The 25,860-nt window shown below is 69.0% G+C and carries 27 protein-coding genes; 12 read left to right on the forward strand and 15 right to left on the reverse strand.

The genetic code is table 11. From position 1 onward, the window contains the following. Nucleotides 1-7 precede the first annotated feature (7 nt). The 3 genes from VJT49_RS09530 to murQ all read left to right on the forward strand — a co-directional run bounded on the left by VJT49_RS09530 (nucleotide 8) and on the right by murQ (nucleotide 3,971). Nucleotides 8-1,744 carry a serine hydrolase domain-containing protein gene (locus VJT49_RS09530; RefSeq protein WP_324164378.1) on the forward strand — a complete coding sequence of 579 codons (1,737 nt, stop codon included), beginning with the start codon at nucleotides 8-10 and terminating at the stop codon, nucleotides 1,742-1,744. 255 nt (nucleotides 1,745-1,999) lie between these two features. Further along, on the forward strand, nucleotides 2,000-2,992 hold the full coding sequence (locus tag VJT49_RS09535; protein ID WP_324164379.1) for a MurR/RpiR family transcriptional regulator: 993 nt from the start codon (nucleotides 2,000-2,002) through the stop codon (nucleotides 2,990-2,992). A 52-nt stretch (nucleotides 2,993-3,044) separates the two neighbouring features. After that, the gene (gene murQ / locus VJT49_RS09540; RefSeq protein WP_324164468.1) at nucleotides 3,045-3,971 is read left to right on the forward strand and encodes an N-acetylmuramic acid 6-phosphate etherase; all 927 of its coding nucleotides are present in this window, start codon (nucleotides 3,045-3,047) and stop codon (nucleotides 3,969-3,971) included. 1 nt (nucleotide 3,972) lies between these two features. Here the strand turns inward: murQ and VJT49_RS09545 are convergent, their stop codons facing one another. Beyond that, complete coding sequence (locus tag VJT49_RS09545) at nucleotides 3,973-4,698, reverse strand: oxidoreductase (protein ID WP_324164380.1); 726 nt, start codon at nucleotides 4,696-4,698, stop codon at nucleotides 3,973-3,975. A gap of 94 nt (nucleotides 4,699-4,792) precedes the next feature. Beyond that, on the reverse strand, nucleotides 4,793-5,287 hold the full coding sequence (locus tag VJT49_RS09550) for a phosphoribosyltransferase (RefSeq protein ID WP_324164381.1): 495 nt from the start codon (nucleotides 5,285-5,287) through the stop codon (nucleotides 4,793-4,795). Between the two features lie 170 nt (nucleotides 5,288-5,457). Here VJT49_RS09550 and acs point away from each other — a divergent pair, with 170 nt between their 5' ends. Beyond that, nucleotides 5,458-7,428: an acetate--CoA ligase gene (gene acs, locus VJT49_RS09555; RefSeq protein ID WP_324164382.1), complete on the forward strand. Its 1,971-nt coding sequence runs from the start codon at nucleotides 5,458-5,460 to the stop codon at nucleotides 7,426-7,428. Nucleotides 7,429-7,480: 52 nt separating this feature from the next. Here the strand turns inward: acs and VJT49_RS09560 are convergent, their stop codons facing one another. Next, nucleotides 7,481-8,260, reverse strand: a complete 780-nt coding sequence (locus tag VJT49_RS09560) for a choice-of-anchor P family protein (protein ID WP_324164383.1) — start codon at nucleotides 8,258-8,260, stop codon at nucleotides 7,481-7,483. Nucleotides 8,261-8,317: 57 nt separating this feature from the next. Further along, entirely contained in the window at nucleotides 8,318-9,103 is a 786-nt protein-coding gene (locus tag VJT49_RS09565) for a L,D-transpeptidase (RefSeq protein ID WP_324164384.1), read from the reverse strand. A 452-nt stretch (nucleotides 9,104-9,555) separates the two neighbouring features. Between VJT49_RS09565 and VJT49_RS09570 the strand changes: the two genes are divergently transcribed. Further along, the gene (locus VJT49_RS09570) at nucleotides 9,556-9,957 is read left to right on the forward strand and encodes a DUF6319 family protein (RefSeq protein ID WP_324164385.1); all 402 of its coding nucleotides are present in this window, start codon (nucleotides 9,556-9,558) and stop codon (nucleotides 9,955-9,957) included. A 539-nt stretch (nucleotides 9,958-10,496) separates the two neighbouring features. After that, nucleotides 10,497-11,222, forward strand: coding sequence for a VIT family protein (locus VJT49_RS09575; protein ID WP_324164386.1), 726 nt, complete (start codon nucleotides 10,497-10,499; stop codon nucleotides 11,220-11,222). Here VJT49_RS09575 and VJT49_RS09580 read toward each other — a convergent pair. Then, nucleotides 11,215-12,669, reverse strand: coding sequence for a peptide MFS transporter (locus VJT49_RS09580; protein WP_324164387.1), 1,455 nt, complete (start codon nucleotides 12,667-12,669; stop codon nucleotides 11,215-11,217). The genes VJT49_RS09575 and VJT49_RS09580 overlap by 8 nt on opposite strands. 135 nt (nucleotides 12,670-12,804) lie before the next feature. Here VJT49_RS09580 and VJT49_RS09585 point away from each other — a divergent pair, with 135 nt between their 5' ends. Together VJT49_RS09585 and VJT49_RS09590 are read left to right on the forward strand one after the other, a co-directional pair. Further along, nucleotides 12,805-13,281 carry a phage holin family protein gene (locus VJT49_RS09585; protein WP_324164388.1) on the forward strand — a complete coding sequence of 159 codons (477 nt, stop codon included), beginning with the start codon at nucleotides 12,805-12,807 and terminating at the stop codon, nucleotides 13,279-13,281. Nucleotides 13,282-13,293: 12 nt separating this feature from the next. Beyond that, nucleotides 13,294-14,211, forward strand: a complete 918-nt coding sequence (locus VJT49_RS09590; protein WP_324164389.1) for an alpha/beta hydrolase — start codon at nucleotides 13,294-13,296, stop codon at nucleotides 14,209-14,211. A gap of 4 nt (nucleotides 14,212-14,215) precedes the next feature. Here the strand turns inward: VJT49_RS09590 and VJT49_RS09595 are convergent, their stop codons facing one another. The 4 genes from VJT49_RS09595 to nth are packed head-to-tail and all read right to left on the reverse strand — an operon-like array spanning nucleotide 14,216 to nucleotide 17,347. Further along, on the reverse strand, nucleotides 14,216-15,412 hold the full coding sequence (locus tag VJT49_RS09595; RefSeq protein ID WP_324164390.1) for a MarP family serine protease: 1,197 nt from the start codon (nucleotides 15,410-15,412) through the stop codon (nucleotides 14,216-14,218). After that, nucleotides 15,409-16,077 carry a CoA pyrophosphatase gene (locus VJT49_RS09600; protein WP_324164391.1) on the reverse strand — a complete coding sequence of 223 codons (669 nt, stop codon included), beginning with the start codon at nucleotides 16,075-16,077 and terminating at the stop codon, nucleotides 15,409-15,411. The genes VJT49_RS09595 and VJT49_RS09600 overlap by 4 nt, the downstream gene beginning before the upstream one ends. Next, entirely contained in the window at nucleotides 16,074-16,667 is a 594-nt protein-coding gene (locus tag VJT49_RS09605; protein WP_324164392.1) for a TlpA disulfide reductase family protein, read from the reverse strand. Before VJT49_RS09605 ends, VJT49_RS09600 begins: the two co-directional genes overlap by 4 nt. Continuing rightward, nucleotides 16,664-17,347 carry an endonuclease III gene (gene nth / locus VJT49_RS09610; protein WP_324164393.1) on the reverse strand — a complete coding sequence of 228 codons (684 nt, stop codon included), beginning with the start codon at nucleotides 17,345-17,347 and terminating at the stop codon, nucleotides 16,664-16,666. The genes VJT49_RS09605 and nth overlap by 4 nt, the downstream gene beginning before the upstream one ends. Nucleotides 17,348-17,528: 181 nt before the next feature. On the opposite strand from nth, the gene VJT49_RS09615 reads away from it, so the two are divergent. The 3 genes from VJT49_RS09615 (at nucleotide 17,529) to VJT49_RS09625 (ending at nucleotide 20,572) form a co-directional block, all read left to right on the forward strand. Continuing rightward, nucleotides 17,529-17,780, forward strand: a complete 252-nt coding sequence (locus VJT49_RS09615; RefSeq protein ID WP_324164394.1) for a hypothetical protein — start codon at nucleotides 17,529-17,531, stop codon at nucleotides 17,778-17,780. A gap of 266 nt (nucleotides 17,781-18,046) precedes the next feature. Then, nucleotides 18,047-18,721, forward strand: a complete 675-nt coding sequence (locus tag VJT49_RS09620; RefSeq protein WP_027942814.1) for a Crp/Fnr family transcriptional regulator — start codon at nucleotides 18,047-18,049, stop codon at nucleotides 18,719-18,721. Nucleotides 18,722-19,330: 609 nt separating this feature from the next. After that, on the forward strand, nucleotides 19,331-20,572 hold the full coding sequence (locus VJT49_RS09625; RefSeq protein WP_324164395.1) for an MFS transporter: 1,242 nt from the start codon (nucleotides 19,331-19,333) through the stop codon (nucleotides 20,570-20,572). A 43-nt stretch (nucleotides 20,573-20,615) separates the two neighbouring features. Here VJT49_RS09625 and VJT49_RS09630 read toward each other — a convergent pair whose 3' ends face one another. The 6 genes from VJT49_RS09630 to VJT49_RS09655 all read right to left on the reverse strand — a co-directional run bounded on the left by VJT49_RS09630 (nucleotide 20,616) and on the right by VJT49_RS09655 (nucleotide 24,741). Next, a complete protein-coding gene (locus VJT49_RS09630) occupies nucleotides 20,616-21,377 on the reverse strand; it encodes an MBL fold metallo-hydrolase (RefSeq protein WP_324164396.1) in 762 nt (253 codons plus the stop codon). 27 nt (nucleotides 21,378-21,404) lie between these two features. Next, nucleotides 21,405-22,172, reverse strand: coding sequence for an NUDIX hydrolase (locus VJT49_RS09635; protein WP_324164469.1), 768 nt, complete (start codon nucleotides 22,170-22,172; stop codon nucleotides 21,405-21,407). Nucleotides 22,173-22,214: 42 nt separating this feature from the next. Then, nucleotides 22,215-23,309: a hypothetical protein gene (locus VJT49_RS09640; protein WP_324164397.1), complete on the reverse strand. Its 1,095-nt coding sequence runs from the start codon at nucleotides 23,307-23,309 to the stop codon at nucleotides 22,215-22,217. Between the two features lie 100 nt (nucleotides 23,310-23,409). Beyond that, nucleotides 23,410-24,027 (reverse strand): hypothetical protein, encoded by a 618-nt coding sequence (locus tag VJT49_RS09645; RefSeq protein ID WP_324164398.1) that lies wholly within the window; start codon nucleotides 24,025-24,027, stop codon nucleotides 23,410-23,412. Then, nucleotides 24,027-24,485, reverse strand: coding sequence for a RidA family protein (locus tag VJT49_RS09650; protein WP_324164399.1), 459 nt, complete (start codon nucleotides 24,483-24,485; stop codon nucleotides 24,027-24,029). Before VJT49_RS09650 ends, VJT49_RS09645 begins: the two co-directional genes overlap by 1 nt. A 94-nt stretch (nucleotides 24,486-24,579) precedes the next feature. Continuing rightward, a complete protein-coding gene (locus tag VJT49_RS09655) occupies nucleotides 24,580-24,741 on the reverse strand; it encodes a hypothetical protein (RefSeq protein WP_324164400.1) in 162 nt (53 codons plus the stop codon). Between the two features lie 103 nt (nucleotides 24,742-24,844). Between VJT49_RS09655 and VJT49_RS09660 the strand changes: the two genes are divergently transcribed. Beyond that, nucleotides 24,845-25,849, forward strand: coding sequence for an ArsA-related P-loop ATPase (locus VJT49_RS09660; RefSeq protein WP_324164401.1), 1,005 nt, complete (start codon nucleotides 24,845-24,847; stop codon nucleotides 25,847-25,849). Nucleotides 25,850-25,860: the final 11 nt, after the last annotated feature.

Here is a 25,860-nt window from a genome sequence, read left to right on the forward strand (position 1 = left end):
GGGCATCATGCGGATGAGACTGGTCGCCGCGCTCGTCGTCGTGACCATGAGCACCACGGGAGCGACCGCCATCGCCGGAGGATCTTGGATGGGCCGGTTCGACCGGCCCCAGCAGGGTTTCGCGTCCGCCGGCACGGTATTGCGTGCCGGCGGCCCCGGCCAGGTCGGCCTCGATCCGGAGCCGATCTCCGACGCCGAGCGGTTCCTGGCGAGCTGGACCCGTAACGACCCGAGCACGGGCCATCCGCGCTTCTCCGGCGCGGTCGGCCTGCTCGCCCACGACGGCGTGGTCGTCGACCGGTACGCCGTGGGCGAGGCCGTCCGCTACGCCGACGCGGCGGGCACGGAACTGCCCACGGACCAGCAGGTGCCGATGCGCACTGACACGATCTTCGACCTGGCCTCGGTCACCAAGCTGTTCACCTCGGTCGCGGTCATGCAACTGGTCGAGCGGGGCCGGGTGGACCTGGACACACCGGTGGCGCGTTACCTGCCCGAGTTCGCCACGAACGGCAAGCGGGAAGTGACCGTCCGGCAGTTGCTCACCCACACCTCCGGCCTGGACGCCGACCCGATTCCCTCGCTCTGGCAAGGCTATTCGGACATTCCCGCGCGCCGGAAGGCGGTGCTCGACAGCCCGCTGAAGAACCCGCCCGGCACCGCCTACCTCTACTCCGACATCAACCTGATGACACTGGGTTTCCTGGTCGAGGAGGTCACGGGTGCCACGCTGGACGTTGTGATCCGCGACCGGATCACCGGGCCGCTGGGCATGGCCGATACCGGCTTCAACCCGCCCGCGAGCGAACTCGGCCGGATCGCGGCGACGGAATACGAAGCGAACCCTCCGCGCGGCATGGTGCGTGGACAGGTGCACGACGAGAACGCGTGGGCGCTGGGTGGTGTCTCGGGGCACGCCGGAATCTTCTCCACCGCCGGTGACCTGGCCATCCTCGCGCAGGCCATCCTCAACGGCGGAACTTACCGGGGCGCGCGGATCCTCGGCCACGAGACGGTCCAGCGGATGCTGACCAACTACAACACCGCCTTCCCCGGCGACGAGCACGGCCTCGGCGTCGAGCTGGACCAGATGTTCTACATGGGCGGCCTGTCGTCGCCGATGACCGCGGGCCACACCGGCTACACCGGGACCACTCTGGTCATCGACCTGAAGTCACGGTCGATCGCGATCCTGCTCACCAACCGGGTGCACCCGACCAGGAACTGGGGATCGATCAATCTCGCCCGCGAGCGGTGGGCGACCGCGCTGGCACGGGCCCTGGCGGTGTTTCCGGCCGAGGGGCGGGACTTCTGGTTCAGCCAGATCGGCAACCGGGAAACCGCGACCGTCACCACCCGGCCACTCGGCGCGGGCAGCCCGCTGAGGATCGGCTTCGAGGCCTTTGTGGACACCGAGGCGACGGATCCGCTCGTCCTCGAGTCCAGCCCGGACGGCACGAACTGGCAGCCGGTCCCCATGCGCGCCTGGGGACCCGGCGCACCGGCGGGCGCGGTGTACGAGCTCAGTGGTCACGGGCATCGCGCCTGGTGGCGGGTGACGGCCGAAATACCGGCGGCCACTCAGGTGATTCTCCGCTGGCGCTACAGCACCGACGACTCCTACACCGGCCGTGGGGTTTGCCTGGATGGTGTCCGAGTAACCAGCACCAACGGGCTCTTGGTGGACTCTGAACGCGACCCGTCATCACTGAAAGTAGCCGGTTGGCAGCTGAAACACCGGTGAAACACGGAGATCTTTTCTTCCGACACGCGTCATATCATCGAACGTGAGCACTCCATACCACCGAAGCACGACTCGGGATACCGACGAACGTCGGCTGTTTCGGGAACCTCACGAAGTTGCCAACTCGTTAACTAGTAGACGTTAACAGCACTGACCTGGTTGGCGACTTTCTGGGCAACTGAGTCAGCGCAGCTCGGGCGTGCAGGGGCGTACGAGTTGCGATCATCCCGGAGGATGTGGGTAGCCTTGTCTCAAATGCCATCGGTTAGTAACTTTCCCACGGAACTTGATGCCGAATCCGTGACCGCTTCAACACACTCAGGCACGGTTTCCGCAGGTCGTGAGCCCGAGGCGAGCCCGCTGGTGCGCATTCGCTCGCTGCTGCCCGGTTTGGCACGCGCTGAGCAGCGTGTGGCGAAAGTCGTACTCGAAGACCCGTCCGCGGTGGCCCGCCGGAGCATCACCGAGGTCGCGCTCGCGGCCAACACGAGCGAAACGACGGTCACCCGGTTCTGCAAGGCTGTTGGCGTCGGCGGTTACCCCCAGTTACGAATCGCGCTCGCAGCGGACACCGCGCGGTCCGAGGCGCGCTCGACGCGGAACATCGGCGGGGAGATCAGCGCCGACGACGACCTGGCCGCCGTCGTCGGCAAGGTCAGCTTCGCCGACGCCCGCGCGGTCGAGGAGACCGCCGACCAGATCGACATCGCCGAACTGGAGCGGGTGATCGGGCTCCTCGCCGAGGCACCGCGGGTGGACGTCTACGGCGTCGGCGCGAGCGCGTTCGTCGCCGCGGACCTCCAGCAGAAGCTGCACCGCATCGGACGCGTGTGCTTCGCCTGGTCGGACACCCACATCATGCTCACCTCCGCCGCCGTGCTCAGCCCCGGTGACGTGGCGATCGGCGTCTCGCACACCGGTGCGACGGCCGACACGGTCGAGGCGCTGCGCGTGGCCCGTGAGCACGGTGCCACTACCGTCGCGCTGACGAACTTCCCGCGCTCCCCGATCACCGAGGTCGCCGACCACCTCCTCACCACGGCCGCGAGGGAGACGACGTTCCGTTCCGGCGCGACGGCAAGCAGGATCGCCCAGCTCACCGTCATCGACTGCCTCTTCATCGGGGTGGCGCAGCGGCACATGGAGGCCGCCTCGCAGGCGCTGGACGCGACCCGCGAAGCGGTGGGCGGCCATCGGCTCGGGGTCCGGCCGGACGGCCGGAGGCGACCGCGAGAGACCGGAAAGTGACTTCTGGAACGCCGTGAGTGAAATCGTGAGTTCGGCGAGCGAAGTGAGGCCCATGATGACGGTGCCGCAACAGGTAGTCCACGTCAATTCCCCTACCGAGCAACGCAACCCGCGGACGACCGAGATCGACCGCATGTCGACCATCGGTGTCCTCCGCCTGATCAACGCGGAGGACCGCAGGGTGCCCGAGGCGGTCGCCGAGGTACTGCCCGAACTGGCCCTCGCGGTCGACCTCGCGGTGGAGGCACTGCGCGGCGGGGGCCGGGTGCACTACGTCGGCGCCGGCACTTCCGGTCGCCTCGCCGTGCTGGACGCCGCCGAACTCGTGCCCACCTTCAACGTGCCGCCGGACTGGTTCGTCGCGCACCATGCCGGCGGCGAGCGGGCACTGCGATCTCCGGTCGAAAACGCCGAGGACGACTCGGCGGACGGTGCCGCGCAACTGGCCGCCGCGGTCGAGCCGGGCGATTTCGTGCTCGGCTTGACCGCGTCCGGGCGCACGCCGTTCGTCCTCGGCGCACTCGGCGCGGCGAGCCGGCGCGGCGCCCGGACGGCCCTGGTTTCGGGTAATCCGCAAGGAATCCGGCCCGCCGGGCTCGACGTGCTCATCCCGGTGGGCACCGGGCCGGAGGTGATCGCCGGCTCGACCCGGATGAAGGCGGGCACCGCGCAGAAGACCATCCTCACGGCCTTCTCCACCGCGACGATGATCAAGCTCGGCCGGACCTACTCGAACCTGATGGTCAGCGTGCGGGCGACCAACGCGAAACTGCGCGGCCGCACGCTGCGCATCCTCCGCGAGGCGACCGGGGCCAGCGACCAGGACTGCGCGGCCGCACTCGCCGAGGCCGACGGCGATCTCAAGGTCGCGCTCGTGCGCCTGCTGTCCGGGGTCGACTCGGCCACCGCCACGGCACTGCTCGCGGCCAACGGCGGTCACGTCCGGGAGGCCCTCAGCGCGTGCGCCTACACGCCCTGAATCAACCAGCCGCCTCGGCGATCCCGCGTGCTTCGCGGGCTCCCTTCCGCAGCGTTTCACAACTGAAAAGCAGCCAGTCGCGTACACCGGCAGGCTCGCCCGACGCGAACCGCTCCACGGCTTCGCGGTAACGGCGGGCCTGCCTGAGATACGCGACCTCGGGAACCGTCAGCGACTTGGGGTCCACCCCGGTCGCCACCATCGTCAGCCGGGCCGCCGCCCTGGCCACCACGCCGTCCGCGAGCCCGAACGGCCGCACGGCCATCAGTTCCCCATGGACGACGGCGGTGAGCACCACACCCGGCACGGACGTGCCACCGGTGACAAACCGGGCGAGTAGTTCGAGCCGGGCGGCGGTCCCGGCCTGTGGCCTGCCCAGCGCGTTCAGGTCTTCGGTGAGGTCGGCCGCGGCCAGCACGTGCATGCGGGCCAGCGCCTGCCATGGCGCCCGCCGCCAGGTCGGGAGCAAGGGCTCCAGCGCCTCCGCGACCCGCAGGGCACCCGCGAGGACCGGATCGGTGACGGCCGCGTCCGCGGGGATCTCGGGATCGGCGCCTTCGATGGCCGCCGACGCGCGAGCCGCCCGCACGGACGCCTCGGCGGCGGTCGCCGCGGCTCCCCGCAGGTTCACCGGATGCCGGTGCACCGCGAACACCGCCTCCTGCGCCGACTTCACGGCCGCGGCGACGCCTTCAAGATCCAGCAGCGGAGCCAGTGGATCACTCATGCTCTTCCCTCCGCCGGTTCGCGCGCGACCACGATCGTGTCGGCAGCGCACGCCTTATGGTCACCCTGGCTGCCGCGACTCGACGCTGCGCGACTCATGCGTCGAGGACCTGCCCCTCGCGCTGCAGCACCGGCCCCTGACTGGACCACGGGAAGTTGACCCACTTGTCGGTGCGCCGCCACACGTACTCACACCGGACCTGTGAGTGCGGCTTCTCGTAGACCACCGCGCAGCGCACCTCGGCCACCTGATCGGCGCAGAAGTCGCGCACCAGCTTGAGGGTGGCCCCGGTGTCCGCGACATCGTCGGTGATCAGCACCCTCGCGCCGGCGAGGTCGACCGCGTTGGGCACCGGCGGCAGCACCACCGGCAGGTCGAGCCGCTGGTCGACGCCGGTGTAGAACTCCACGTTCATCACGTGCAGGTTCTTGACGTCCAGCGCGTATCCGAGCGCGCCCGCGACGAACAGCCCGCCGCGTGCGATGGACAGGATCAAGCCGGGCCGGTAACCGCTGTCGGCGATCGAGCGCGCCAGTTCCCGACTGGCCGAACCGAACAACTCCCAGGTGAGCTCTTCCCGCTCAGCCATCCGACCTCCTCGCGCGCGACGTCACCGCGAGCATATGAGTCACGCGAACGTGACCTGAGGCTCACCCGCCGTGGAGGGCGTTAATGCGGTCTTTCGCGGCTGGTACTAGCGTCGATACGGTGCTTCCGGCGTGAGCCAAAGCAAGTCCGAACCTCAGGAGGCCGTCCAAAATGACCGAGCAGTCCCCAACGCTGCAGAACCTGCTGACGGAAAACCGGACCTTCCCGCCGGAGTCCGCTTTCGCCGCGCAGGCCAATGCGAAAGCCGATCTCTACGAGCAGGCCGCGGCCGACCGTGAGGCTTTTTGGGCGAAGCAGGCCGAGCGTCTGCACTGGGACACGAAATGGACGCAGGTGCTCGACTGGGGAGGCGCTCCGTTCGCGAAGTGGTTCGTGGGAGGCAAGCTCAACGTCGCGTACAACTGTGTGGACCGGCACGTCGAGGCCGGGCACGGCGACCAGGTCGCGATCCACTGGGTCGGCGAGCCCGGCGACACGCAGGACATCACCTACGCGCAGTTGAAGGACGAGGTAAGCAAGGCGGCGAACGCGTTGCTGTCTCTGGGCGTAACCGCGCACGACCGCGTCGCGATCCAGCTGCAGATGATCCCCGAGGCGATCATCGCGATGCTCGCCTGCGCACGCATCGGCGCGATGCACAGTGTCGTGTTCGGCGGGTTCTCGCCGACGGCGCTGCGGTCGCGGGTGGACGACGCGCAGGCCAAGATCGTGATCACCTCCGACGGCCAGTTCCGGCGGGGCAAGGCCGCCCCGATGAAGGCCAACGTGGACGAGGCGCTGGCCGGGGCGGAGTCGGTGGAGAAGGTCATCGTGGTGCGCCGCACCGGGGACGAGGTGCCCTGGACCGAGGGCCGCGACGTGTGGTGGCACGACCTGGTCGACGGCCAGCCGGCCGAGCACACCCCGGAGGCGTTCGACTCCGAGCACCCGCTCTACATCCTCTACACCTCGGGCACCACAGGTAAGCCGAAGGGCATCCTGCACACTTCAGGCGGCTACCTGACCCAGGCCGCCTACACCCACCACGTGGTGTTCGACCACAAGCCCGGCGAGGACGTCTACTGGTGCACCGCCGACATCGGCTGGGTGACCGGGCACTCCTACATCGTCTATGGGCCGCTGGCCAACCGGGTGACCCAGGTCGTCTACGAAGGCACCCCCAACACCCCGCACGAGGGCAGGCACTGGGAAATCATCCAGAACTACAAGGTCACCATCTACTACACCGCGCCCACCCTGATCCGCACGTTCATGAAGTGGGGCGACGAGATCCCCGCGAAGTACGACCTGTCCAGCCTGCGCGTCCTCGGCAGCGTCGGCGAGCCGATCAACCCCGAGGCCTGGGTCTGGTACCGCGAGCACATCGGCGCCGGCAAGACCCCGGTGGTGGACACCTGGTGGCAGACCGAAACCGGCGCGATCATGATCTCCCCGCTGCCCGGCGTGACCCCCACCAAACCCGGTTCCGCCCAACGGCCACTGCCCGGTACCTCGGCCGTTGTCGTCGACGACGCCGGCAAGGAGGTGGTGAACGGCGGTGGCGGATACCTCGTGCTGGACAAGCCGTGGCCCTCGATGCTTCGCGGCATCTGGGGTGACGACGAGCGCTTCAAGGAGACGTACTGGGCACGGTTCGCCGACCAGGGCTACTACTTCGCCGGTGACGGCGCCAAGTACGACAAGGACGGCGACATCTGGCTGCTCGGCCGGGTCGACGACGTGATGAACGTGTCGGGACACCGGATCTCCACCACCGAGGTCGAATCGGCCCTGGTCTCGCACGCCACCGTCGCCGAGGCCGCGGTGGTCGGCGCCAGCGACCCGACGACCGGGCAGGGCATCGTGGCGTTCGTCATCCTGCGCGGCAACGCGGTGGACGGGGGCGAGGAAGCGGTCCAGGAACTCCGCAACCACGTCGCCAAGGAAATCGGCCCGATCGCGAAGCCACGGCAGATTATGGTCGTGCCGGAACTGCCCAAGACACGGTCCGGAAAAATCATGCGCCGCCTGCTGCGCGATGTCGCGGAAAACCGTCAGGTCGGCGACGTGACCACCCTCGCCGACTCGAGCGTCATGGACCTCATTTCGGCCGGGCTGAAGTCCGGTAAGTCCGAGGACTGACGCCATTGGAGCGGGTGAGCCCGGTGCGGGCCCACCCGCTCCAAGTTCTCACTCAGCCCGTGACGTCGAGGTGGGCCTTCACCGGTGTCGGCGCCGGGGCCTTGCCGTTGGGCAGCGCCCTGTCACCCGCCGGGCCGGCGCCACCACCACCACCACCGGCCGCAGACGAGGAAGCCGGCGCGCTCGTGCGCGAACTCGTCTTGGTACTGCTGGTCGGCTTGGTACTGGTGGAACCGTCGTCACCGTCACCGGGAACGCACGTGGCGGAGGCGAGGTCCAGCTTCTGGATGCCGTCGACATTGATCGAAATCGCGGTCACGGTGACCGAGCCGTCCGGGTGGGTGGTCTGCTTGTTCAGCACGACCGACAACAGCCCTGGCACGGAAACGCCGGTGTTCGGCGGCACCTGGACAGCCAGGTTGACGTCACCGATCTTCGCCTTGGCCAGCGACGACGACACCTTGCCGTGGTGGCAGGAGGCCTCGATCGCGGAAGCACTCAGCAGCGGTTTGCCGACGCCGAGGCCGACCGACACGTCCGCGACGGCCGCCCGCGCCTGGCCAGCACCGGCCTTCGCGGTCAGCAGCCTGAGGTCGAGCAGCGCCGGCGGCAGCTTGAGCTCGGCGAGCGACTGCTGGGCGAAGCCTTCGGAGCTGTCGACCGACGGCGTCGGGTCGACCTTGAGCAACCCGGAGGCGGAGATGGCGAACGCCGAGTCCACCCCGGAGTTCTTGGCCTCGGCGGCACCCGCCGCGGGCGCGAGCACGGCACCGGCCACCAGCGCGGCGGACAGCACGCCGACACCGCCGGCGACAGCCTTCTTCCTGGACAAGAAATCACCTTTCGTCTTCGTTGGGGATGCGAGGAAAGAGCAGAAAACGTGAGCCTGCTACGTGATGTTCACAATGGTGCCGAGCGGAACCTTGGCGAGCCGGTCGAGCGCTTCCCGCGGCACACGGATACATCCGTCGCTGTTGGCCTTGCCGACATAACTGTCATTGGGCCAGGTGTGCAGCCCCACCGTTCCAGGGCCGCCGCCGAACGTCTCCAGCGAATTCGAGTGGTAACTCAACGGGAGCACGATCGGACTGTAGGTGTTCTTCGTCTCCGCGATCGATGCGATGATATAGGCACGCCCGGACGGAGTCGGATGCTCGGGTTTTCCGGTACCGATCGTCCATTTACCGACCGATTTGCCGTTGGCCAGCAGCTCCAGCGTGAACGCCACTCGGTCGACGTTGATCGCGTAGTCGTCCTGCGCGGACTCCGCCGCGGCGGATTCCAGGTGCACCCAGCCAGTCGAGGCGTTTGGCCTGGTAGGCAACAGAACCTCGGCCCATCCGTCCTTTTCGGATACGACGGGAACCCAGGTCGGTGAGCCCATCTGGACGGTCGGCAGCCTGGCGATCGGGTTGCCGCCCAGGCTGGCGTAGACCACCAGTTCGTTCTTCGGGTGAATCACCTTTCCGGCCATCGCCCCACCGGCCGGCTGGGGATCGGTGGGCGCGCCGGAAACGGTGCCGAAAGTATCCGCCTCGGGCAGCTTGGTCAGATCCTCCTGACTGACCGCGACCGGTTCGACCTCGGCCGAATCATTACCGGAGCAGGCTCCGGTAACCAGGACAAGAATCGTCGCACCGACGGTCGGGAGCAGCCGCCTGGACTTTATGTGCATCTACCTACATTCCTCATGAATTTTTTTCCAAGAGTTCACCCCAGCCACGTTCCGCCACGGGACACGTGGCTCCACCGGTGCAATCTCGTGCGCAATTACTTAGCAGCAGGCTCCACGGCAATCAAGCATCGGGCGGATCATCGAAAACACGACAACCTGGGCCAATACCACGTTTACCCAGGTCGGCACGGGAGGCCGGATGCACCCGATCGAGTGCTGATGTGTAACGCCATGCATCGCCGCACACCTTTCGAGCTACCCCGAATACTCGCCCGTTCGAACGATGATCTTGGGCATAGCGGGCAAGTCCGTTGGCTTACCCCGGGGTAGGCGGAGCGAGCGCCCGCGCGACAATGGGCTGGCAGGACCCCATGTTCCCTACGTCGAACGTCTGTTCTAGAATCGCGCAGTCGTAGCCGGACGACCCCACGAAGAGGGAGACCGCACCCGCAATGAGCCTGGACACCACGACCGCCCCGCAGGAGACCGCCGAGGGCGACAACCCAGCCCCGGCGCAGGAGACGAAGGCCGAGGAGAGCCCGCAGCCCAAGCGTGGTCGCGCGAAGGGCGCGGCGGCGCGCAAGACCCGCACCATCGAACTCACGCTCACGGTGACCGGCACCGCGGACGGCGACTGGCAGGCGGAACTCAAGCACGGCAGCACCTGGGTGGCCCGCGGTCTCGCGGTCTCCTCCGCCGCCGTGTCCCGCGCCGCCAAGGAGCTGCACACGGACCTGTCCACACCGATCGACGAGGTGATCAACCAGGCCAAGGAGCAGCAGCGGGCCAAGGTGGCCCAGCTGGAGGCCGAACTCGAGCAGGCGAAGCAGGCGCTCGCCGACCTCGACTCCTGACCGCGTCGTAACCAGAACTCGTCGGGGCGGATGCTCACTCGATCAGGCATCCGCTCCGACGTCTGTCTATCCACTCGACCGCCGGAGCCGACGCCGTCAGGCTTCAACTCGGCAGCGGTCATACGAGCGCACGTAGCCGCGTTCAACGCCCGCGATCTCGACGGCCTCCTCGCGGGCTTCGCCGATGACGCGCTGTGAGTCACGGGAGCCACCCTTTGCCCGCGGACGCGCGGAGCTGACCGAACTCTTCTCCGGCGCGATGACCCAACTGCTCCCGACCCCGCACACCCAAACCCTGCTCGCCGACGGCGACCGTGTAGCTTGTCAGCCCACCGGGACATTGACGCACGACGGGGTCGAAAGAAGCTTCTCCATCGCCGGGTTTCTACCGGCTCGACAACCGCCGGATCACGTCGGCGAAGATCTGTCGTGAAGGTAACGCCGAGTTGGACTAAGGATAGGCACGGCTTAATAAGGAAAGCCATTACTCGGCTTCCCTTCATGAAATAAAATGCGTCGGCCCGTGCTTCAATATGGACATGACCGAAACCAAGGACGCCGTCGAGACCCATGCGCACGAGCCGCACAGCGATGCCCTTGGCGGCCGGCTGAACTGGCTGAGAGCAGGAGTTCTCGGGGCCAACGACGGCATCGTGTCCGTCGCCGGGCTGGTCGTCGGCGTGGCCGGGGCGACCAGTGACCGCGGCGCCGTTCTCATGGCCGGAATCGCCGGACTGGTCGCGGGCGCGCTTTCCATGGCGGGCGGTGAATACGTGTCCGTGAGTACTCAGCGGGACACCGAACGCGCAGCGCTCAGACTGGAGACCTACGAACTGAAAACCATGCCCGAGGCCGAAGAACGCGAGCTTGCCGAGATCTACGAAGGCAAGGGCCTCTCCCCGGAACTCGCGGCCGAGGTGGCGCGTGAGCTCACCGCCGAGGACGCCCTCCACGCGCACGCCGAAGCCGAGCTCGGGATCGACCCCGACGCGCTGACCAGCCCGTGGCAGGCCGCTTGGGCTTCGTTCGTGTCGTTCTCCATCGGCGCGCTCCTGCCCCTGCTGGCGATCACGCTGCCACCGTCAAGCTGGCACGTGTGGACGTGCGCCCTGGGCGTCGCGCTCGGGCTCGCGCTCACCGGCTACGTGAGCGCACGGCTCGGCAGCGCGAGCCCCGCCAGGGCGGTCCTCCGCAATGTCGCCGTCGGGGCGCTGACCATGCTGATCACCTACTACGCGGGGCACCTGTTCGGCGCGGTCACCTGACCCCGGACATCAGGCGGCGCACCAGTGGGCTGATCGCGGCGAGCACCGCGCCGATCGCGACCGCCACGACCCCGATGACGCCGAAGTACGCGCTCTCGTGCTCGGCGCTGTAGTACTCGGCCAGCGAACCGGAAAGCGCGGTGCCTAGCGACACCGACAGGAAGAACAGCGCCACCATCTGGGTCCGGAACGCCTCGGGGGCCAGTTTCGTGGACAGCGACAGGCCGACTGGCGAAAGCAGCAGCTCGGCGATGGTGAACACGAGCAGGATGCCGATCAGCCCGAGCAGGGGCGCGCTGTTCGGGCCGCCGCCCGCCATCGGCAGGAACAGCAGGAACGCCACGCCCATGATCGACGTGCCGAGCGCGAACTTCATCGGGGTCGACGGCTGCCGCGGCCCCAGCTTCGTCCACAGGGCCGCGAAGACGGGCGCCAGTGCGATGATGAACACCGGGTTGATCGACTGCACCCAGGACACCGGCATCTCCCAGCCGAACAGGTCGCGGTCGAGCCGCTGGTCCGAGTAGATCGTCACCACGGTGAACTGCTGCTGGTAGAGCGACCAGAACGCGGCGCTGGCGATGAACATCGGGATGAACGACAGCACCCGTTTCCGTTCCACCGCGGTGATCTTCCTGCTGGCCAGGATGATCGCGAAATAGCAGACCGCGGCCACGCCGACGATCCACACGACGATGTCGGACAGGTTGGCCGCGGTGACCAGCCCGGTGAGCATGGCGACCAGGACCACCGCCACCACGGCCAGCACGATGCCCACCACCGGAACCCGGCGCGGCGCGGGCAACGGGTTGGGCACCTCGCGAGACTGCTCGGGAAGGTTCTTCCGGCCGAAGGTGTACTGGATCAGGCCGAGCGCCATCCCCACGGCCGCCAGACCGAAGCCGAGGTGGAAGCCGACCGAACTCTGCGCGAGCCCGGTGAGCAGCGGCCCGACGAACGCGCCGAGGTTGACACCCATGTAGAAGATCGTGAACCCGCCATCGCGGCGCTCGTCCTTCCGGTCGTACAGCGTGCCCACGACCGCGGTGGCGTTCCCTTTGACCCCGCCGCTGCCGAGCGCGACGCACACCAGGCCGACGCCGATTCCGGCGTATCCGGGCAGCACGGCGAGCGCGATGTGCCCGAACATGATCACCACCGCGCTGTAGAACAGGGTTCGCTCGGCCCCGAGCAGCCGGTCGGACACCCAGGCGCCGACGATCGTGGACAGGTACACCAGCCCGCCGTAGGCGCCGACGATGCTGGTGGCGGTGGCCTCCGGCATCGCAAGGCCGCCTTCGGCCACCGAGTAGTAGAGGTAGATCGGCAGGATGCCGAGCATCCCGTAATACGAGAAGCGTTCCCACATCTCGACACCGAAGAGGTTCGCGAGCCCCAGCGGGTGCCCGAAGAACTTCGTGTCGCGCTTGACCTCGGTGGTGGCCATATCGCCTTCTCGGTCCGGATGACGTCGCTTTTTCACATCCTAGGTCTTCCACGACCGCACCACGAAACGCTCACGCGCCCACGAAAAGAACCACTAAGCGAGCCTCGGAAAGCGGCACATGGCACGATGGCCCCCGTGAGCAGCCAGGAGCACGAACGCAGCGGCCAGGGCGGCCTCGGGGCCGTGCCCTACATCCCCCTGTCCAGCGATGACGAGCAGACCTTGGAAGGCCAGTCGATCGGGAGCCTGGTCAGCCAGGCGACCCAGCACATGTCGACGCTGGTCAGGGCGGAAGTCGAGCTGGCCAAGTCGGAGGTCGTCCGCGAGGTCAAGAAGGGCGTCACCGGCAGCGTCTACTTCGTCATCGCCGCCGCGGTCGGCCTCTACAGCTCCTTCTTCTTCTTTTTCTTCCTCGGCGAACTGCTCTCCGACTGGTGGGGTCTGCGCTGGCCGGCGTTCCTCACGGTTTTCGGCCTGATGCTGGTGATCACGGTGGTGTTCGCGTTCCTCGGCTACCGCAAGATGAAGAAGCTGCGGGCGCCCGAACGGACGATCAGCAGCGTCAAGGAAACCGCGGCGGCGCTGAAGCCGCGGCGGGAAACCGCAGCCTGATCGCACTCGCCCGTGCAACCACCCGATCCGTCCACCGTCCGGATTGACGGGCCGTGGACGCACCGCGACGTGTCCGCCAACGGCATCCGCCTGCACATCGCGGAGGCGGGTCGCGGCCCGACCGTGCTCCTGCTGCACGGGTTCGCCGAGTTCTGGTGGGCCTGGCGGCACCAGCTGCTTTCCCTGGCCGAAGCCGGGTTCCACGCGGTCGCCGCGGACCTGCGGGGGTACGGGGACTCCGACAAGACCCCGCGTGGTTACGACGGGTGGACCCTGGCCGGGGACATCGCCGGCCTGGTGCGCGCGCTCGGGGAACGGCGAGCCCATCTCGTCGGGCATGCGTGGGGCGGTCTGCTCGCCTGGACCGCGGCCGCGCTGCATCCACGGCTCGTCGAGTCGGTGAGTGTGCTCGGCGGGGCGCATCCGCTGGCGATCCGGTCCGCCGTCGCGCGTCGATCGGCTCAGGCGTGTGCCTTCGGGCATCTGTTCCGGTTCCAGATACCGATGGCGCCGGAACGGCGGCTCGTCGCGAACGGCGCGGCGGCGGTCGAGGACCTGATGCGCTCCTGGTCCGGTCCGGAATGGGCACGCACGGAGGACTTCGCGGAGGCGGCGAAGGCCTTTCGCCAGGCCATGCAGGTGCCCGGCGTGGCGCACAGCGCGCTGGAGTACTACCGGTGGGCGTTCCGCGCGCAGTTCCGCGGCGAGGGCCGGCGTTTCAAGGCCGCGGTCGACGGACGGGTCAGCGCGCCCGTACTGCAGCTCCACGGGGACGCCGACACCTGCGTGCTACCCGACACGGCACGAGCCTCGGCTCCCTGGCAGGGGCCGGGCTCCCGGTTCGAACTCCTCGCCGGCGTCGGGCACTACCCGCATCTGGAAGACCCCGAGCGCACGACCAAGGCCCTCCTCGCGTTCCTGGGAAGGTAAGGGCTCAAGCGGCGCAGGAGCCCGTGCTGACCCGGGTGCTCATGCTGGACGCACCCTCGACAACCGAGCGGACCTGTTTCGCGGTCAGCGTGAAACCGGTGTCGGCGTCCTCCACCGACGCCCCGAACACCACGCCGATCACGTCGCCGGCCGGGTTGATCAGCGGGCCGCCCGAGTTACCCGCCTGGACCTTGGCACGGACCGTGAAAACGTCCCGGCGGACCGTGCGCGACTCATAGATGTCCGGCCCCTGCAAGGTGATCTCGTTACGGATGCGAGCCGCCGTCGCGGTATAGCCACCGTCGAGCGGATAACCGAGCACGACTCCGCTGTCCCCGGTCTTGGCCGTCTCCGCCGCCAGCGTCAGCGCGGGCGCCTGCAGCCTCGGCACGGCCAAGACCGCGACGTCCACCTCGGGATCGAAGTACACCACCCGGGCCGGCAGCCTGCCCTGCTGGGTTTCCACCGAGACCTCGTCGGTGCCCGCCACCACGTGCGCGTTGGTCACCATGCGCTGCGGCCCGACCACGAAGCCGCTGCCCTCCAGCGCCTTGGAGCACTGCGACGCCGTGCCGCGGATCTTCAGCACACTGGTCTTCAACTGCTGCACGATCGCGCTGTCCTGGAGCGCGGTGTCCGGCGGCTCGGTCTCGTTGATCTCGGTCTTCTGGAAAGGGTCCACAATGGACGGGAATCCGGAGACGTCGAGCAGCTTGCGCAGGTCCGACGGCAGGCTCTCCGCCGAGGCCGGCATCGCCCGGTCCACCGCGCCGAGCACCGCCGAGTTGTTGATCGCCTTCGCCAGCCCGGGCAGCGCCGCGACACCGGTCAGCGGCACCGCGATCAGCCAGGCCACCAGCAGCACCACCAGGCCCTGCACGATCGCGCCGAGCGTCTGGTCGATGCCGGTCAGCCTGTCGGTGTTGAACCGGCGCTTGACGGCCTGCTTGAACCGGCGGCCGGCCCACACCCCGATGGTTTCGCCCAAGGCGACCAGGAACACCACCGTGGCGACCGCGAGGGCGACCTTGACCGCCGGATTGGTCACCAGCTCGACCACCAGTGGCGCGAGCCGGATCCCGACGATGGCACCGCCGATCACGCCGACCAGCGCGGGCAAGGCGATCACCACGCCCTGCCGCGCCCCGGAGATCGCCGCGAGCAGGGCCAGTGCGATCACCAGCAGGTCGACCCAGTTCACTTCGTCTCCCACCCCGCGAGGTCGCGGACATCGTCTCGGTCCCACTCGCGTTCCCAGCCGCCGAGGGACAGCAACACCGACAGCAGGCCAGCGGTGAACCCCCAGATGAACAGACCGTTCACGGCGAACGCGGGCCCCTTCCAGTTCACGCCTTCCCGCCGCACCAGAAACCGGTGGGCGGGGTCGGCGAGGTCCGCCACGGCGACTCTGGCCACCGCGGCGGTCTCGGCCGGGTCAACGGCGTGGACCGGCGTCGGGTTCACCCAGTGCGCCAGCACCGGGGTGACCGCGAACCGGGAGACCGGCACGAACAGCTCCGGGAGTACCGCGACCGGCCGGACGCCGAGCGGATCGACCCCGGTCTCTTCTTCGGCCTCCCGCAGCGCGGTGGCGACCGGACCGTCATCGTGCTCGTCCGCCCCTCCGCCGGGGAAGGCCACCTGACCGGCGTGCGAGCCGAGCGTGTCGGCGCGGCGCAGCAGCAGCACATCCGGACCGCCGGAACCTTCGCCGAACAGGATCAGCACGGACGCGGCACGGGTGAACTCGTCCCGTGGCGGGACGAACCGGGTGAAGGTCTTCGAATCCACCTTGCCGCTGACTTCGACCAGCGGGCGCAGCCAGGCCGGCACCGAGGCGGCGTCGACGAGCGGTCCGTTGTTCACTGACCCTCCACCGCGGCACGCACCTGGTCAGCGTTGACGAAGGTCCGTGGGTTCGAGATGAAGTGAATTCGCCCGTCACCCGCCACCAGGTAGGACGCCGGGAGCGCGGAGGGCAGCCTCAACGCGGTGCTCACCGGGCCGTTGGTGCCGGTCCCGTCGTACACGGCGGGCAGGCGCACCCCGAGCCGGGCGAGCAGGGCCAGCCCCTCGGACGGGTCTCCGGCGACCTGGACGGTGAGGACCGTCGCCGCGCCGGGTTCGGCGGCGTAGGCGTTGAGCACGGGCAGTTCGGTTTTGCAGGGCTCACACCAGGTGGCCCAGAAGTTGATCAAAGTGGTGTGCCCGGCCAGTGCGGTGCCCAGGTTTACCGTCGCGCCGTCGCCGAGGCACTGGGCAGTCACGCCCTTCAGGCTCGCGACCTCGCCGCTGCCCGACGGGCACGGCGCGAGCGCGGCCGAGGCGCGCGCGGCGGAAAGATCGGGGGTCGTCGCGACCGTTTCCGGCTGCCGCGAAGTGCGTGGCAGGAACGCGACGATCAGTCCGATCACGAGCACTCCGACCGCCAACGCCCACTTCGCCGTTTTCGTCACTGGGCCCGAACCATGGCGAGCAGATGATCTCGCTCCGGCCCCTTGACCAGCTTGGCCGCCTCGCCGAAGCCGGTCGGGCCCGAGCCGAAGGACGGGCAGTCACGGGCCAGCGGGCAGGCCCCGCACGCGGGCTTGCGCGAGTGACAGACACGGCGGCCGTGGAAGATCACCCGGTGCGACAGCATCGTCCAGTCCTTGCGCGGGATCAGCTCACCGACCGCCTGCTCGACCTTGACCGGATCCTCCTCCCTGGTCCAGCCCCAGCGCCGCACCAACCGCCCGAAATGCGTGTCGACGGTGATGCCGGGCACGTCGAAAGCGTTTCCGAGCACCACGTTCGCGGTCTTGCGTCCGACGCCGGGCAGGGTGACCAGGTCTTCGAGTTTGCCGGGCACCTCACCGCCGAACCGGTCCACGAGCGCGGCGCCCAAGCCCGTCACCGAGTTGGCCTTGGCGCGGAAGAAGCCGGTCGGGCGCAGGTACTCCTCCAGCTCGGTGCGGTCGGCGCCAGCGAAGTCGGCGGCCGTCCGGTACCGGTCGAACAACGCCGGGGTGACCTCGTTGACCCGCTTGTCCGTCGTCTGCGCGGACAGCACCACGGCGACGAGCAGCTCGAGCGGGTTGGTGAAGTCCAGCTCGCAGTGCGCGTCCGGATACGCGTCGGCGAGGCAACGCACCATACGTCGTGCGCGTCTTACCAGCGCTAGCCGAGTCTCCTCACCCTTTCGGGGTGGCTTGTAACGGACGGCATTGGGCACCCCGATAGCCTACGGAAAGGCCCCGGGACGCGTTTACGAGGCCGACGCCGCTAGCCGACCTGACCACCTAGATCGAAGCGCGGTAAGCGAGGATCTGAAGTCGATGACTGTTTGGTTCGTAGTTGCGGTGCCGCTGGTGATGATGTTCTTCGCGCTCGCGATGGAGCGCGTGGAAACCCGCCTCAAGCACGTTGCCGTGCAGGAGGAAGAGGTCGAGGAGTTCCTCGAGCAGGCGAGGCCCAACGAGGTCAGGGCGCTCTACGGGCATGGCATCGGCCGCGCGCTGGAGCTGTTCCGGTTGCGCCGCCTCGGCGGGAGGGCGGCCAAGCTTCGCCCCCGCCGCCTGCGGAGCTAGCCTCGCCTGTCACCAACGCGGCGGTGGCGCTGCGAGGTGCGGTCCTGCCCGGCAGTCCTTTCACCGCACCCTCACACCACACGCTCCGTGTGGCAGTCTTAGGCTGGTTGTTCGTGCGAGATCGTCACCTCTCGCACTAGCGTTAGCATGCTGGCGGGGTGAGCCACGCGGGGTTTTAGCCCGAACGGCTTACACTGCACGCACGTAAGTGACCGGCGCTACGTTATGTGTTACACAGCGTGGTGGCACCGACGAGGAGGCACGAGGTGGACGAGACCCTGGCCCGGGCGGGCATCTTCCAGGGTGTGGAACCAGCCGCGGCCGAGGCGCTCGCACAGACCTTGGAGACCGTGGAGTTCCCGCGCGGCCACGTGATCTTCACCGAGGGCGAGCCAGGCGACAAGCTGTACATCATCCTGTCCGGCAAGGTGAAGATCGGACGAAAGTCCCCGGACGGCCGCGAGAACCTGTTGTGGATCGCCGGCCCGTCGGACATGTTCGGGGAGCTGTCCATCTTCGATCCCGGACCGCGTACGTCGAGCGCGACAACGGTGACCGAAGTGCGCGCCGTGAGCATGGACCGGCCGTCGCTGCGCAAGTGGATCTCCACCCGGCCGGAGATCGCCGAGCAGTTACTGCGTGTGATCGCCCGGAGACTACGCCGCACGAACAACATGGTGGCCGAACTCATCTTCACCGATGTCCCCGGCCGGGTCGCGCGTGCGCTGTTGCAACTCGCGCAGCGCTTCGGCAGCCAGGAAGCCGGGATCCTGCGAGTCACCCACGACCTGACGCAGGAAGAGATCGCCCAGTACGTCGGCGCCTCCCGCGAGACCGTTAACAAGGCCCTCGCCGACTTCGCCCACCGCGGCTGGCTACGCCTCGAAGGCAAGAGCGTCCTCATCCTCGACCCCGAACGCCTAGCCCGCCGCGCCCGCTAAACCCTCGACAGCCCCGAGGACACGGGACTCCCACACCGCAAGCGTGGGACTCGCAAACGGCGAATGTGGAACTCGCGCGCGGCCGAGTGGGACTCGCTATCGCCAGTGCGGGACTCGCACGCGCTGAGTGGGACTCGCAACCCGTCCGAGCGAAGCGAAGGACACCCGCGACACCCAAGGTGACCATCAGCGAAAGCCGCGGGGGTCCAGGGGGCTTACCCCCCAGTGTGACGCCCTTCGGCCCCCGCGAAGCAGACACCAGGGGCCGCGAGTCGGAAACCCCCGCACGAAGGGCCGGGCGCCACCCCCGACGTGGCGCACCGGCCCTTCGCGTTCGCGCGGGCCATCCCCCGACGGACCGCGCTCCCCGCCCTCCGGTTTTAGGCCCCGACCCGTTGCCCGGAGGGAGTTTCCTCTGTCATCTCACCATGCCACGGCCCCTACCCCGAAGTTCAAGACCGTTCACTCCCAAAGACGCGACCGTGGCCACTTCGTTGCCTTCGGTCCCTTAAATCCGGACACCCGTTATTCAACCGAGACAAACTCACCCTGTTGGGCGCAACCGAAATCAGTGGTACTGGCGTACCACAATGCTGCATACTGGTACGCATGTCCCAATCTCGCGTCTCCCTTGCCGACTACCGCACCGCGCTGACCACGCCCGGCATGGCCCGGCCGGTGATCGCTTCTCTGCTGGCGCGCCTGCCGATCGCGATGATCGGCCTGTCCGCGTTGCTCTATGTACAGCGGGAAACGGGATCGTTCGCGACGGCAGGTCTGGTCTCGGCGGGCAGCCTCGTCGGAGTCGCGCTGGGCGCGGTCGCCCAGGGGAGGCTGATCGACCGGCTCGGCCCCACCCGGCCGCTGCTCGTCGTTTCGGGCATGTTCGCGGTCGCACTCGCGAGCCTGGCGCTGGCCATCGAGCTGCACGCGCCCACACCGGTGCTGGTGCTGCTGGGCGGCGGGATCGGAGTCACCGAGCCGATGATCGGCTCCGCGTCCCGCGCGCTGTGGACACGGGTCGTCACAAGCGAATCGGTCCGTGACGCCGCGTTCTCCTACGAGGCGATCAGCATGGAGACGTTCTTCATCCTCGGCCCTGGTCTGGCCGGGCTGCTGGTCGCCGCGCCGTGGCCGGGCACCGGCATGGTCGCCGGCGGCGGCTGCATGGTCACCGGTGCGGTGCTGTTCGCGCTCAGCCCGGCCGTCCGCGCCTGGGGACCGGCCGAGGCGGGGCGCCGCTCACTGCTCGGCGCGCTGGTCAGCCCGGGGATGCGCACGCTGGCGCTGGCGGTGCTGGGATTCGGCATGGTCATCGGGTTCGTCGAGGTGGCGGTGCCCGCGGCCGCGACCGAGGGTGGCAGGCCCGCACTGGGTGGGGTGCTGCTTTCGCTGATGTCGGTCGGTTCGGTGGCGTTCGGCGTGGCGTACAGCATGCGGCCGTGGCCGCGGCGGATGTCGTGGCGGCTGCCGGTGCTGCTGGCCGCGTTCGCCCTGCTCGTCGCGCTGCCCGCGTGGCCGTCCACGCTGTGGGGCCTGGCGCTGGCGCTGCTCGCGCCGGGTGCCCTGATCACCCCGCAGTCGGCCGCGCATTCCACGGCCATCGAGACGGTGGCCCCGCCCGGGACCGCGGCCGAGGCGTTCGGCTGGGTGCTCACCGCGGTGACGCTGGGCCTGGCCATCGGCCAGTCGGTCAGCGGTTACCTGGTCGAACGCCATGGTCCCCCGGCGTCCTTCCTCGCGGCCGCCGCGGTCGGCCTGCTGCTCGCGGCCGCCGTCTGGCTGCTACGGGGGACCGTCCGCCCGGTGCGCGCCGAAGCTCGGGCCCGCGAGGAAATGGTCGCCGCCTGAGCCTGGTCCTGAGATGTCGACGGCCACGCGTTTGCCCGCAGCCCTAGGCGCCGCGGAGGTAGTCGAGCTGGGCGCGGACGCTGTGCTCGGCCGGCGCCCACAGCGCGGGATCGACGTCCGCGTAGACGTGCTCGACGATCTGGCGTGGTGTGGCGTCGTCGCCGAGTACGGCCAGCGCCGCACGGACCTGGTCGAGACGCTGCTCGCGGTGGTCGAGGTACCCCCGCACGGTGACGCGGAGATCACCGAGTTCGGGCCCGTGGCCGGGCAGCCCGGTCAAGCCGGCCGGCAGCTCCAGAAGCCGTCGCAGCGTGCCCAGGTACGACCCGAGGTCGGTCAGCACCGTGGTACCCCGGCCCAGGATCGTGTCACCGGTGAGCACCTGGTCGTCGATCCGGAGGCAGACCGAATCGCCGGTGTGGCCGGGGGTGTGTACCACTTCGATGTCCAGCCCGGCGGCGGAAATCGTCTCACCGTCCACAATAGACTCCGCACCCCGGCACAACACCGGATCGAACGCGCGCACCGGGGCGCCGACACGCTCGGCCACCCAGGGCGCGCCCTCGGCGTGGTCGGGGTGTTGGTGGGTGAGCACGATCAGCGCCACCGTCCCGAGTTCGGTGAGTTTCGACAGGTGGTCAAGGTCTTCGTAACCCGGGTCCACGATCACGCACTCGGCGGCGCCGGGCACACGCAGCACCCATGTGTTCGTGCCGTCCAGGGTCATCTCGGACGGGTTGTTCTCCAGCAGCACCGACGCGACCGGGGAAACCTGGCGCAACTGCCCGTAGGCGGGATGGGTCACGGCAACGCCTCCGCGGCTTGACACGGGCTACTCATGGCACACCACCCGGATCCGGTCTTCCTCACGGATCAGCGTGGGAATGATCGCCTCGACCGTGCGTTCGGCGGCCAGCGCCTCGGCGGCCGAGCCGAACTCGGCGAGTTCGGTCAACGTGTGCCAAGTCGGCGGCATGAGCACGCTACGGCCGGCCTCCGCGTCCGTCAGTGCGTCCGCGGGGCGTTGCCAGCCCGAAGCGTCCGCCTCGGTCGTCGCCCCGTCCGCGTGCTGCCCCGCCGGCAGCACGGCGGCGAAGAACCTGGTGTCGTAACGGCGTTTCTCCTGGACGGGAGTGATCCAGTGGGCCCACGGCCGGAGCAGATCGGCGCGCAGGGTCAGCCCGGCGCCGGCGAGAAAGGCCGCCAGCGAAAGCTCACGGGAGACCAGGGCTTGCCGGGCCTCCGCATACAGCCGCGCGTCGCCGACCACACCGTTTCCCGAGCCGGCCAGCAGGACACCGGACTCCTCGAAAGTCTCCCGCACCGCCGCGCAGACGAGGGCACGCGCTCCTGATTCGGTGGCGCTGAACCATTCCGCCCACCGCGCCGGCTCGGGGCCCGTCCATCCCACCGACGCGTCCGCGTCCCGCTCGTCTACGCCGCCGCCGGGGAAAACGGTCATTCCGGCGGCGAACGCCATCGCGGCCACCCGGCGCTGCAGGAACACTTCGAGACCCTGATCGGTGTCACGAAGCAGCACCACGGTCGCCGCGTCCCGCGGCACCGCGGGGTTCTCCGGCACCGCGTCCGAGAACGGCATTCCACCCGGCAGGTCGAAATTCAGCTGAGGCACGCTGACAATCTAAGACTCGGAGAAGTTCTCGCCCCAGCGCGGCTGGTCGTCACCGCGGCCGGAACCGTTCAAGCGGACCTTCTCCGCCTCAACCCGCTCCCGCTCGACCAGCTCGGCGTGCAGCTCACGCAGGAGCTGACGGTCGCGCTCGGACAGCTGCGGGTCATCGAGGTCGAGCTCGGGGATCTCGATCACCTCGTCGGGACCGATGGCGGCCGAGACGATCGCCTTGCCCTTCTCGGGATTCTCCGCCAGCGCCGCGCGCAGCTGCGCCACTTCCGCCGAGGTGAGATCCATAGTGCGCTCGGGGCGCTGCTCGGGCTCCGGGCCCTCCTCACGCGGGCGGAACATGTGCCCCGGACCGCTACGGGTCTCCAGCTCGTCCGCCGCCACGTGCCGACCGGACTTCTCCTCCGCGACAACCGACGCGACCGCCTTCTGCGGCGGCTTCGCGGGCGAGGACGACACGGTCGAACCGGCCAGCCAGACCGCGGTCGCCGAGGTCAGCGCCTGATCGTGAAAGCGGGTCCGCTCGGCACCGGGACCGGTGACCTCGACGACCGTGCGGATACCGGCCCGGCGGAGCGCCGAGTCGATCCGGTAGGCCGCCGCGGGTGGATTGCCGTCCGGCCCGATCTCCACGAGCACGACCCGTTGGGGCAGCGGGCCAGGCACGCTTCCCGCCGGGGTGTTGCGCCACACCGCGTGCACCGAGCGCAGGTCGGGCAGCACCCGCAGGGTGCGGTCCAGCGCGTCCGCGATGCCTTCCTCGGGGTGGTTCTCACCGCTGAAGCGGTGCAGCACGCCGTTGTCGGCTTCCGCGTCGTTGACCGTGAGATGGTCGGCGAGCGTCGCGTCGGACCGGCTCAGTTCGAGGACCAGCCCGAGCTCGTGCTGCTCGGATTCACGGACCGGAAGCTTTCCCGCGATCAGCGCCCCGGTGGTCAGCTCGGCCGCCTCGTCCAGCCGGGCCCGCGCGGTCAGCTCCCGCGCTTCGGACAACGCGCTGTCGTCCAGCCTCCCGGCCAGCGAGAGCAGCAAGTTGTGCAACCGCAACGGCACCGCGAACCCGTCGCTCGCGACCCCGTCGTGGACCTCCGCCATGTGCCCTTCTCCCTCCAGCGGCTCGTGCAGGGGTGTGCTGTCCGGGGTGCGACCCCCAGACTCCGCCCGGGGGCAGGCCCCAGACCACTCCGTCATGCGGCTATGCGGCGGCGAGCCGGTGCCCGGTGTCCGCCGCACCGGTGCACACCAGTTCGGAACTGGCCAGCGCGGCCCGGTGGTAGGCCGGCAGGTCGAACCGCGGCGGCATGACCTCGACACTGGGCTCCTCGTCGCCCAGCACGCGCAGCACCCGCTGTAGTTCACCGGTCAGCCTGGGCAGACCGGCCGTCGCCGTGATCAGCAGCACCCGCTTCGGCTCCCCGTCGCCGTGCCGCCAGCTTTCCCGCACCTCGCCGACATCCGGCCGGCCGCGCAACGTTGCGTGTACCAACGCGGACACCTGGTCCACCGAGTTCATCCGATCGGGTGCAGTCCCGGTGAATGTGTACCTGTTCTCGTCGACGTCGTCTACCCCGAGCGTCGAACTCACCTGGTGCCAGTCGGCGCCGTGCGGCACGAGCCCGGCGACGAGCAGGCGGTACTCCGGCTGGTCGAGATCGATGTTGTGCTTGAGCAGAGTCCGCGGGAGAGTCCGCGCGAGCGTGGTCATCGCGCCCTCGCCGAGCCAGTCCCGGTAGCGCCAGAGCAACTGGTCCGGCATGCGGCCGGCCAGGCGAAGCAGCAGCTCGTGACAGGCCGCCTCAATATCCGGATCCATCACTCCACCTCCAGGATCAGTTCGATCTCGACAGGAGCTCCCAGGGGAAGTTCGACCACGCCGACCGCGGACCGCGCATGGGCCCCGGACTCGCCGAAGATCTCCCCCAGCAGCTCGGAAGCGCCGTTGATCACCGCCGGCTGACCGGTGAACCCCTCCGCGGACGCGACGAAACCGACCAGCTTCACCACCCGGACGACCGAGTCGATACCGGTCAGCGCGTGCGCCGCGGCGAGGGCGTTGAGGGCACAGGTGCGGGCGTGCCGCTGCGCCTCCTCCGGGCTGACCTCACCACCGACCTTGCCGGTCGCGGCGAGCTCACCCTCGATGAACGGCAGCTGCCCCGACGTGTAGACGAGCGAACCGGTACGCACGGCGGGCACGTAGGCGGCGACCGGCGCGGCTACAGGGGGAAGGGTGATCCCCAGCTCGGACAGACGATCCGTCCAGCTGTTCACGCTGTCTCCTCCGCGACTTCGCGCGCGACCGCGAGCGCGTCGATTAGGCGCGCCTTGTGGTCACCGTGGCTGCCGCGGCTTACTACTGGGGCGTTCACCCCTTGACCCGCTTGAGGTAGGCGACATGCTGTTCACCGCTGGGGTTCGGAAGCACCGTCACCAGCTCCCAGCCGTCCTCGCCCCACTGGTCCAGGATCTGCTTCGTGGCGTGGATCAGCAGGGGAACGGTGGCGTACTCCCACTTGGTGGCGCTCATGGGCACCAATGTAGCGGTGACGTGAACCACCCCCGCCCAGGGTCGCGCGTGGTGCGCGTCGCTCTGGCCCGCATTCCCGGTCAGCGCTGGTTACGCTGCAGTAGTGACCACACCGCTGGTCGGCTGGACCGACGAACTCGCCCGCGCCCGGCTGCACTTCGTCACCGGCAAGGGCGGCACCGGCAAGACCACGATGGCCGCGGCACTCGGCCTCGCCCTGGCCAGCGGCGGGCGGCGGGTGCTGCTCATCGAGGTGGAGGGGCGGCAGGGCTTCGCGCAGCTGTTCGACACCGAACCGCTGCCCTACGCCGAGCAGCGGGTCGCCTCCGCGCCGGGCGGCGGGGAGCTGCGGGCCCTGCACATCGACGTCGAAGCGGCGCTGCTCGAGTACTTCGAGATGTTCTACAACCTGGGTTTCGCCGGGCGGACCCTGCGCCGCATGGGCGCGATCGAGTTCGCCACAACCTTGGCTCCCGGCCTGCGTGACGTGCTGCTCACCGGGAAGATCAAGGAATGCGTCGGGCGGACCGAGTCCGACGGGCGGCACACCTACGACGCCGTTGTCGTCGACTCGCCGCCGACCGGCCGCGTGGTCAAGTTCCTCGACGTCACCAGGGCGCTGACCGACCTGGCCAAAACCGGGCCGATCCGGTCGCAGGCCGAGGGCGTGGTGCGGCTGCTGCACTCCGGCGAGACCGCCGTGCACATCGTCACCCTGCTGGAAGAAATGCCGGTGCGGGAGACCGTCGAGGCGGTCGCCGAGCTGGACGGCGCGGACCTGCGTCCCGGCGCGGTGCTGGTCAACCGCGTCCGCCCGCCACGGCTGCCGGCGCGCTCGGTGAGTCCCGCCGCGGACGGCCGCGTCGACGCCTCCCGGATTCGTGCCGGGTTGACCTCCGCCGGGCTCGAGCTGGCCGAACGCACGCTCGACGCACTGGTCGAAGAAACCGTCGAGCACGCGATCCGGCTCGCCGCCGAGCAGCGCGCCCGTAACCAGCTCGCCGAGGCCGACCTGCCGACGCTGGAGCTGCCCGATCTCACCGACGGGGTGGACGTGGCCGCGTTGTACGACCTCGCCGAAACGCTCGTCGACCAGGGCGTGCGGTGACGGGAGGAGAT

The organism is Amycolatopsis sp. (assembly GCF_035276945.1).
In the GTDB taxonomy this organism is placed as follows: Bacteria; Actinomycetota; Actinomycetes; order Mycobacteriales; family Pseudonocardiaceae; genus Amycolatopsis_E.